An 8,260-nucleotide genomic window follows, 5' to 3' on the forward strand; every position below is an offset into this window, starting at 1 on the left:
GCCGACCGCTGGGGGGAACGGTCGGCGCGACGCCGGGGGTCACTTGCCGGCTTGGAGCGCGCCCCAGGTGGCGGGGCCGACCGTGCCGTCCACGCCGAGACTGCGAGAGCTCTGGTACGAGCGCACCGCGGAGTCCGTGCCGGGGCCGAAGGAGCCGTCGATACCGACCGCCGAGCCGAGGGCCGCCGTGAGCGCGCGCTGGAGCCTGCGCACCGCCGAGCCGGAGGCGCCCTGCTGCAGCGTCGGGGTGTCGCCGGTGGACAGCAGGGCCGTCCAGGTGTGCGGTCCGACGACGCCGTCGGCGCTCAGGCCGCGCGACTGCTGGAACGCCTTGGCGGCCGAGACGGTCGTCGCGTCGAAGGTGCCGCTCGGGTTGGTCGCCGCCGGCAGCTGTCCCGCGGTGGCCAGCAGGCACTGGGCCGCCTTGACCGCGCCGCCGGTCGAACCGGACGACAGCGACGGGTAGGCGCTGAAGTCCAGGCTCACCGAGTCGCACGGCACCGGGTTGCCGGTGCCGACGTCGAGGTAGTCGCGGTCGATGTTGATGCGGACGCCGCCGTAGGTCTCCTGGTTCTCGCCGACGTACTGGTGGATGCGCTGGTGGCCGGCCCACTGGGTGGCAGGCACGTAGGAACCGGTGTCGGTGTCCGCCGCGCTGTTCCACCAGGCGAAGAAGATGTGGTCCGGCCGGGTGTAGGTCGTGCTGGAGTAGGCGCTCGACAGGTCCTTGATGCCCGAGGAGGCGCTGGAGTACACACCGGACAGCCAGCCCTTGGCGTGCAGCCGCTCGGTCCAGCCGCTGACGTAGGACAGCACGCTCGCCTTGCACGAGGAGGTCGAGCTGTAGTTCTCGATGTCGCTGTAGACGGCGCTGCCGCTGCCGAACCCGAGTGCGGTGGCGGCCGAGATGGCGGCGTCGGCGGCCGTGCTGCCCTGCGACTTCGCGGTGGCCGGGTCCGTGGACATCTTCAGGCTGAAGCTGGTGCACGGCGCCTGCCGGCCGACGTCGGTGAGGACGAACCGCCAGCCGTTGGCCGCCTGGTTCGCGACCCAGGTCGCGGTCAGGTTGGGTTGTGAGCAGCCACGGAAGCTGCCGCTGGTGTAGATGCCGATCGACCGGTACGGCGAGGCCAGCCACGCGTTCATGGTGGACTGCGAGGGTGCCGCGCACGCGTCGAAACCCTTGCCCTCGAACGTGCCGGGCGCCACGATCTGCGCGTCGGCCACCAGCGGGGCCGCGGGCAGCGACGCGGGTGCCCCGCCGGGCACCAGCCGGGCCGAGTCCAGCACCCGGCGCACCACCGGCTCGGTGGTCCCGTTGTGCGCGGCCGTGACCAGCACCCCGGCGTCCTCGACCGCGAGCCGCACGGCGCCGTCGTGGGACGTGGCGTCCTTCGGCGGCCGGGCCGAGCCGGCCGGGGCGGTCACCACCCCGTCGGGCACCCGCTCGGGCGCCAGCCCGGCCAGCGGTTCGATCAGCAGCCCGGCGGCGCGACCGACCAACCGCGTGGGGCAGTCGGTCTGCTCGCCGGGGCGTCCCAGGTAGACGGTCGCGACGTCGAACCGGACGCAGGCCCGCGGCTGCTCGGCCAGGTCGACGACCCGCCAGCTCGCGGGCACGTCAACCTGGTAGCCGTGGTAGGTGACGGTTCGGGGTGCGGGAGCCGCGGCGGCGGACGCGGCCGCGGTGAGCACACCCCCGACCAGCAGCGCGGCGACGGCGATGGCACGCATTCGCAGAGATGGCATGGGGTCTCCCTTTCGATCCGCCGCATGCTATTGACGCGCCGTCCGCCTCGGAAAGCGTTTCGACCCTGGCGAAAATCCTTTGCGCGCCGGTTCTCCCGCTGGTACGGGACGGCGGCTGCGCGGCCCGCGCAGCCGTCAGGGAACGACCAGGACCGGCCAGTGGCCGGTGCGGATGAGCCGCGTCGTGACGGAGCCCGCGAAGCGTGGCCTGCCTTCCGCGACGCGCCGACCACCACGGTGTCGGCGTGGCAGCGGTCGGCGGTGTCGCGCAGCGCGGTGTGCGCGTCGCCGTAGAGCCTCACGAACGTCACCGACACGCCCAGTTCCTCGGCGCCGGACCGGATCCGTCCGCGCAGGTCGGTGTACAGCTCGACGATCGCGTCGTGTTCGGCCGCGGTCACGGCACCGCGGGCCGAACTGTTCCACGACGGGTTCGAAGGGGTTGAGCTCGGCCGCGCTGCCGCTCATTCTGTTCTCCCTTATCCCACGAGCGGGTCGGACGCCGCCGCTTCTTCCTTCCGCTTCTCCAGGTCGATCGTGTCGCGCAGCACGATCGGCTTCAACAGCAGCGCCGCGAGCACCCCCACCACGGCGACCGCGGCGGAGATCAGGAAGATGTGCGCGGTCGCGTCGCCGTAGACGGTGTGCACGACCTGCTGGACCCGCGGCGGCAGCGCGGCCAGGTTCAGCGCGCTCACGCTGCCCGTCGACGCCTGCCCCTCGGGCACGTGCAGTGCGGCGGTCAGGTCGGCGGTGACCCGGTTCGCGAGCACCGCGCCGAGCACCGACACACCAATGGTCCCGCCCAGCGAACGGAAGAACGTGACCGAGGCGCTCGCCGCGCCCAGGTCCCGCAGGGGCACGTCGTTCTGCACGGCCAGCACGAGGTTCTGCATGGTCATGCCGACGCCGATGCCGACCACGGCCATCGCGGCGCCGACGACCCACAGCGCGGTGGCGTGGTCGACCATGCCCAGCGCGAGGAACCCCAGCACCAGGACGACCGCGCCGACGACGATGTAGGGCTTGATCCGCCCGGTGCGGCTGATCAGCTGGCCGGAGATCGTCGAGGACACCAGCACGCCGGCCATCAGCGGGATGGTCAGCAGGCCGGCTTCTGTCGGGCTGTAGCCACGGCCGACCTGGAAGTACTGGCCGAGGAACACCGCGCCACCGAACATGGCCATGCCGACCGCGAGGCTCGCGACGATCGCCAGCGCCGGCGTGCGCTGCACGACGATGGTCAGCGGCACGATCGGCTCACGCACCCTGGACTCCACCAGCACGGCCAGCGCGAGGAGCACCAGACCGCCCGCCACCATGACCGCGGTCTGCCACGACAGCCAGTCGAACGAGTTGTCGACGAACGACACCCAGATCAGCAGCACGCTCACGCCCGCCGCGATCAGGGCCGCACCCAGGTAGTCGACCTGGACGTTCGCGCGGCGCACCGTCGCCAGCCGCAGGGTCCGCTGCAGCACGACGAACGCGATCACCGCGATCGGCACGCCGACGAAGAAGCACCACCGCCAGCCCAGCCACGACACGTCCACGATCAGGCCGCCGAGCAGCGGACCGCCGACCGTCGCGACCGCCATGACCGCGCCGAGCAGCCCGTTGTACCTGCCCCGCTCGCGCGGCGGGATGATCGCGGCGATCACGACCTGCACCAGCGCCTGCAGGCCACCCACGCCGATGCCCTGGAACGCCCGCGCGGCGATCAGCTGTCCCGCGCTCTGGCTGAGCCCGGCCACCATCGACCCGACCACGAAGATCACGATCGCGACCTGGACCAGCGTCTTCTTGTTGAACAGGTCGGCGAGCTTGCCCCAGATCGGCGTCGTGGCCGTCGCGGACAGCAAGGTCGCCGTGACGACCCACGTGTACTGGGTCTGCGTCCCGTTCAACGACCCGACGATCCGCGGCAGCGCGATCGACACCACGGTCGAGCTGATCATCGCCACGAACAGCACCAACAACAGCCCGGACAGCGACTCCAGCACCTGCCGGCGCCCCATCGCCCCGGACGGCGCTTTGGGTCCCGCGCCCGCCTCGATCCCCTCGGTCCTCATGACACCGCCTTCAAGCCAGACGAATTCTTGCTCACTGTGCAAACTTGCGCAATGGGCAGAGTATTCCTCCGGTCAGGGTGACGACCAGGGTGGTGGCGTCTCCGTCGAGGACGGCGCGGTAGACCAGACGCCGGCTGCAGCGACGACCAGGCCCGAGCCTGCAGGCCGCTACCCGAACCCAGCCGCACCCGCCGGCAGCGCGGCGCCGGGTGAGAGACGGTCGAGGACATCGGCGACCGCGGCTCACCCCGTTCGAACGCGGGAGGCGCGGAGTCGGGTCAGCCGCGCAGGCCGTGCCACAGCAGGTCGGTGAAGTTCTCGGTCTGGCGCTGCCAGTCGCCGGTCGGGTCGAGGTGCATCAGGCCGGCCAGGCAGAGCAGCACCGTCCGCGGGTCGAGGCCGGCGCGGGCGGTGCCGGCGCGGACGTTGGCCTCCAGCAGCGTGGTGACCGCGCCGAGCATGGCGTCGTAGGTGCGGGCGGCGAGGTCCTCGTACGCGCCGGCGGTGGCGGCGGACAGGGCGTCGGCCAGGCCGCGCTTGGTCATCATGTAGCTCGCGAGGTGGCTGGTCCAGATCCTGAACGCCGCCTCGGGTGCGTGCTCCGCGAGCAGCTCCGGCACGACCTCGACGAGGTGGCGCACCTCGCGCCGGTAGACGGCCAGCACCAGCGCCTCCGGGGTGGGGAAGTGCCGGTACACGGTGCCGACGCCGACGCCCGCCTTCCTGGCGATGGCGTTGAAGGAGAGCTCGTCGCCGCTCGCGAGGGACTCCAGCGCCGCCGCGAGGATGCGCTCGTTGTTGCGTCGCGTGTCCGCGCGGCGGGGGCTCACCGACCCGGTCGTCATCCGCGCCTCCTCCCCTGCCCCTTCGTGCACCGAATGTACCTGGAGGAACTCCAGTTCGTTGCTAGGCGATACTGGCCCGGGTAGCGTCGAAGCGGATAGATATCCGTTTCAGTGGGCGCCTGACGAGCGGGCGCCACGGACTCCACAGCACCGGGGAAAAGAGTTCCAGTGGACATCTCCCTCGAAGTCAACGGCCACACCGAGAAGTTGAGTGTCGAGCCGGGCGTGACGTTACTGGACGCGCTGCGCGAACGACTTTCGACAACCGGTCCGAAGAAGGGCTGCGACCGCGGCCAGTGCGGCGCGTGCACGGTGCACGTCGACGGCAGGCCCGTGCTCTCCTGCCTCACGCTCGCCGCGACCGTGCGCGGGAGGGTCACCACGGTCGAGGGGTTGGCGGACGGCGACCGGCTGCACCCGGTGCAGCAGGCGTTCGTCGACCAGGACGCCTTCCAGTGCGGCTTCTGCACCTCCGGGCAGATCATGTCCGCCGTGGCCGCGGTGGCGCAGGACGTCGCCGACGTCCGGGAGTTCATGTCGGGCAACCTCTGCCGGTGCGCGGCGTACCCGAACATCGTCGCGGCGGTCGAGCAGGCGAGGCGGGCCGATGCGACCCTTTGAGCTGACCGCACCGGCGACCGTCGCCGCCGCCATCGCCGCACCGGGCACCTACCTGGCCGGCGGGACGACCCTGGTCGACCTGATGAAGCTGAACGTCCTGACGCCGGACCAGGTCCTGGACATCAACGACCTCCCGCTGCGCGGCATCGACACCCGCGACGGCCTGCGCATCGGCGCGCTGGAGCGCATGGCGGACGTCGCCGCGCACCCCGGCGTGTACCCGGTGATCTCCCGCGCCCTGCTGGCCAGCGCCTCCCAGCAGCTGCGCAACATGGCCAGCATCGGCGGGAACCTGTTGCAGCGCACGCGGTGCGGCTACTTCCGCGACATCGCCACGCCCTGCGGCAAGCGCGTACCCGGCAGCGGCTGCTCCGCGATCACCGGCGCCAGCCGGATGCACGCCGTGCTGGGCACGAGCGAGAAGTGCGTGGCCACCCACGCGAGCGACCTGGCGGTCGCGCTCGTCGCGCTGGACGCGGCGGTCGTGCTGGCCGGCGCCGACGGTGCCCGGACGGTGCCGCTGGCCGACTTCTACCGCCTGCCCGGCGACACGCCCGAGGTCGAGAACGAGCTGCGACCCGGAGAGCTGGTCACCGAGGTCGTCGTGCCACGGCTGGACTTCGCGGCGCGGTCGACCTACGTGAAGGTCCGGGACCGCGCGTCCTACGAGTTCGCGTTGTGCTCGGCCGCCGTCGCACTGGACGTCCGGGACTCCCGGATCGTCGACGCCCGGGTGGCGGCGGGCGGTGTGGCGACCGTGCCGTGGCGGCTCCCCGCGGTCGAGGAGGCGCTGCGCGGCGCACCGGCGACCGTCGAGTCGTTCGAGGCCGCCGCGTCGGTGGCCGCGGACGGCGCCCAACCCCTGGCGGACAACGGTTACAAGGTGCCCCTGCTGAGGCGGACCGTCGTCCGCGCACTGATCGAGGTGAGCCGCGCATGACCAGCAGAGTGGACGGTCCGCTGAAGGTCACGGGCCGCGCGAGGTACGGCGCCGACAACAACCCCGACGGCACGGTCTACGGGTACGTCGTGCTCAGCACGGTCGCCAACGGCGAGATCCGCCAGCTGGACACCACCGCGGCGAGGAGCGAGCCCGGGGTGCTGGGCGTGTACTCGCCGTTCGACCGCCTCGAGCTGCGCCCCGGCACCACACCCGTGTTCGGCGAGACGTGGGTTCCCATGCAGGACAAGAGTGTCGCGTACTACGGCCAGCCGATCGGCCTGGTCGTGGCGGACACCTTCGAGCACGCGCGGGACGCGGCGATGACCATCGCCGTCACCTACGACGAGCGTCCGGCCCGGACCTCGCTGGCGGACGAGCTGGCGACGGCGGAGGACGCGCCGCCGAACCGGGACGGGTCACCGTCGACGGACAGCATCCTGGCGCCGGGCGTCGAGTCCATCGAGGACGCGCTGGCGGCGAGCCCGGTCGTGGTCGAGGGCACGTACGCCACGGCGCCGCAGAACCACGCCGCGATCGAGCCGCACTCGGCGGTCGCCGTGTGGGTGGACGGCGAGCTGACCGTCTACAGCGGGAACCAGGGCGCCAACCTGCAGGCGATGGAGCTGGCGAGCGCACTGGAGGTGGACCTGTCGAAGGTCCACGCCGTCAACCCGTTCGTCGGCGGCGCGTTCGGCGGCAAGGGCCGCACGTCGGCCGCGGCGTTCCTGGCCGCGGCGGCGGCACGCGTGCTCGACCGGCCGGTCAAGGTGGTCCTGACCCGCGAGCAGATCTTCACCGCGACCGCGAACCGCGCGGCGACGGTGCAGAAGGTCTCGCTCGGCGCGGAACCGGACGGCACGCTGGTGGCGGTACGCCACGAGTCGTGGGCCGCGGCGGCGGCCGACAGGTCGTTCGTCGAGCCGACCTCGCACAGCACCAAGGAGTACTACTCGGTGCCGAACCTGGGGCTCGTCCAGAAGGTGGTGCCGCTCAACATCCCGCCCACCACGTGGATGCGCGCACCGGGTGAGGCGCCGGGGTCCTTCGCGCTGGAGAGCGCGATGGACGAGCTGGCGGTGGCGCTGGGCATGGACCCCATCGAGCTGCGCCTGAAGAACGACTCGACCTCTCCGCTGGGTTCGGATCTGTTGTGGTCGAGCAAGCACCTCGACGAGTGCTACCGGATCGGCGCCGCCCGGTTCGGCTGGTCGGCCCGCCGGCCGCACGGTCGCGAGGAGGGTGACTGGCTCGTCGGGATGGGTACCGCCACCGCCATGTTCCCCGCCCTGCGGTTTCCCGCCACCGTGCGGGTCACGCTGCGGGCCGACGACACCGCCGAGGTCGCGACCAGCGGCGCGGACCCGGGCACCGGCCTGCTGACCGTGCTCTCCCTGGTCGGTGCCGAGTCGCTCGACATCGAGCGGTCGCGGGTCACCCCCGTCCTCGGCGACTCGTCGCTGCCGCCGGGTGGCATGTCCGGCGCCTCCTCCGCCACCGCGAGCGCGGGCACGGCCATCATGGTCGCCGCCGGCGCGGTCATCGACGATCTCGTGGCCCTGGCGTCCGCGCCTGGTGGGCCGTTCGCGGGGCTGGAGGTCTCCTACGCGGCCGGCCGGGTGCTGGCGGCGGGGCGGAGCATGACCTTTGGTGAGCTGTTGGGGAGCATGGGCCGCACCGAGTTGGCGAGGAACGGGTCCTCAGCGCCGGGTGAGGAGTTGACCAAGCACTCCTTCAGTTCCTTCGGTGCGCAGTTCGTCGAGGTCCGGGTGCACCGGTGGACTCGCGAGGTCCGGGTGTCGCGGATGCTGGGCGTGTTCGACGCCGGGCGCATCATCAACCCCGCCGCCGCCCGCGGCCAGCTCACCGGCGGCATGATCTGGGGTATCTCCGCGGCGCTGCACGAAGGACTGGAGATCGAGGACAACGGCCGACTCGCCAACGCCGACCTCGCCGGCTACCTGATGCCGGTCAACGCCGACATCCCACAGGTCGACGTCCACGTCGTCGAACACCCCGACACCCTGCACAAC

6 protein-coding genes are annotated in these 8,260 nt (G+C 71.9%); 3 read left to right on the forward strand and 3 right to left on the reverse strand.

The window, feature by feature from the left end:
- Positions 1–39: 39 nt before the first annotated feature.
- From ACJ73U_RS45385 to ACJ73U_RS45395, 3 genes are all read right to left on the reverse strand, one after another.
- A complete protein-coding gene (locus ACJ73U_RS45385) occupies positions 40–1,749 on the reverse strand; it encodes a glycoside hydrolase domain-containing protein (protein ID WP_407784005.1) in 1,710 nt (569 codons plus the stop codon).
- Positions 1,750–2,228: 479 nt separating this feature from the next.
- Positions 2,229–3,821 (reverse strand): MDR family MFS transporter, encoded by a 1,593-nt coding sequence (locus ACJ73U_RS45390; protein ID WP_407784006.1) that lies wholly within the window; start codon positions 3,819–3,821, stop codon positions 2,229–2,231.
- A gap of 278 nt (positions 3,822–4,099) precedes the next feature.
- Positions 4,100–4,666 carry a TetR/AcrR family transcriptional regulator gene (locus ACJ73U_RS45395; protein WP_407784007.1) on the reverse strand — a complete coding sequence of 189 codons (567 nt, stop codon included), beginning with the start codon at positions 4,664–4,666 and terminating at the stop codon, positions 4,100–4,102.
- A 168-nt stretch (positions 4,667–4,834) separates the two neighbouring features.
- Between ACJ73U_RS45395 and ACJ73U_RS45400 the strand changes: the two genes are divergently transcribed.
- The 3 genes from ACJ73U_RS45400 to ACJ73U_RS45410 form a co-directional block, all read left to right on the forward strand.
- On the forward strand, positions 4,835–5,287 hold the full coding sequence (locus ACJ73U_RS45400) for a (2Fe-2S)-binding protein (protein ID WP_407784008.1): 453 nt from the start codon (positions 4,835–4,837) through the stop codon (positions 5,285–5,287).
- Positions 5,274–6,227, forward strand: a complete 954-nt coding sequence (locus ACJ73U_RS45405; protein WP_407784009.1) for an FAD binding domain-containing protein — start codon at positions 5,274–5,276, stop codon at positions 6,225–6,227. Before ACJ73U_RS45400 ends, ACJ73U_RS45405 begins: the two co-directional genes overlap by 14 nt.
- Positions 6,224–8,260, forward strand: a 2,037-nt coding sequence (locus ACJ73U_RS45410) for a xanthine dehydrogenase family protein molybdopterin-binding subunit (RefSeq protein WP_407784010.1), incomplete at its 3' end; no start/stop codon positions are given. The genes ACJ73U_RS45405 and ACJ73U_RS45410, both read left to right, overlap by 4 nt.

Origin of the sequence: Actinophytocola sp. (genome assembly GCF_045807065.1) — a bacterium.
Lineage (GTDB): Bacteria > Actinomycetota > Actinomycetes > Mycobacteriales > Pseudonocardiaceae > Actinophytocola.

What these genes read in the sequence shown, in the direction of transcription:
- ACJ73U_RS45390 (WP_407784006.1), bottom strand. Translation starts at nt 3,821, where the DNA reads ATGAGGACCGAGGGGATCGAGGCGGGCGCGGGACCCAAAGCGCCGTCC.
- ACJ73U_RS45395 (WP_407784007.1), bottom strand. Translation starts at nt 4,666, where the DNA reads ATGACGACCGGGTCGGTGAGCCCCCGCCGCGCGGACACGCGACGCAAC.
- ACJ73U_RS45385 (WP_407784005.1), bottom strand. Translation starts at nt 1,749, where the DNA reads ATGCCATCTCTGCGAATGCGTGCCATCGCCGTCGCCGCGCTGCTGGTC.
- ACJ73U_RS45405 (WP_407784009.1), top strand. Translation starts at nt 5,274, where the DNA reads ATGCGACCCTTTGAGCTGACCGCACCGGCGACCGTCGCCGCCGCCATC.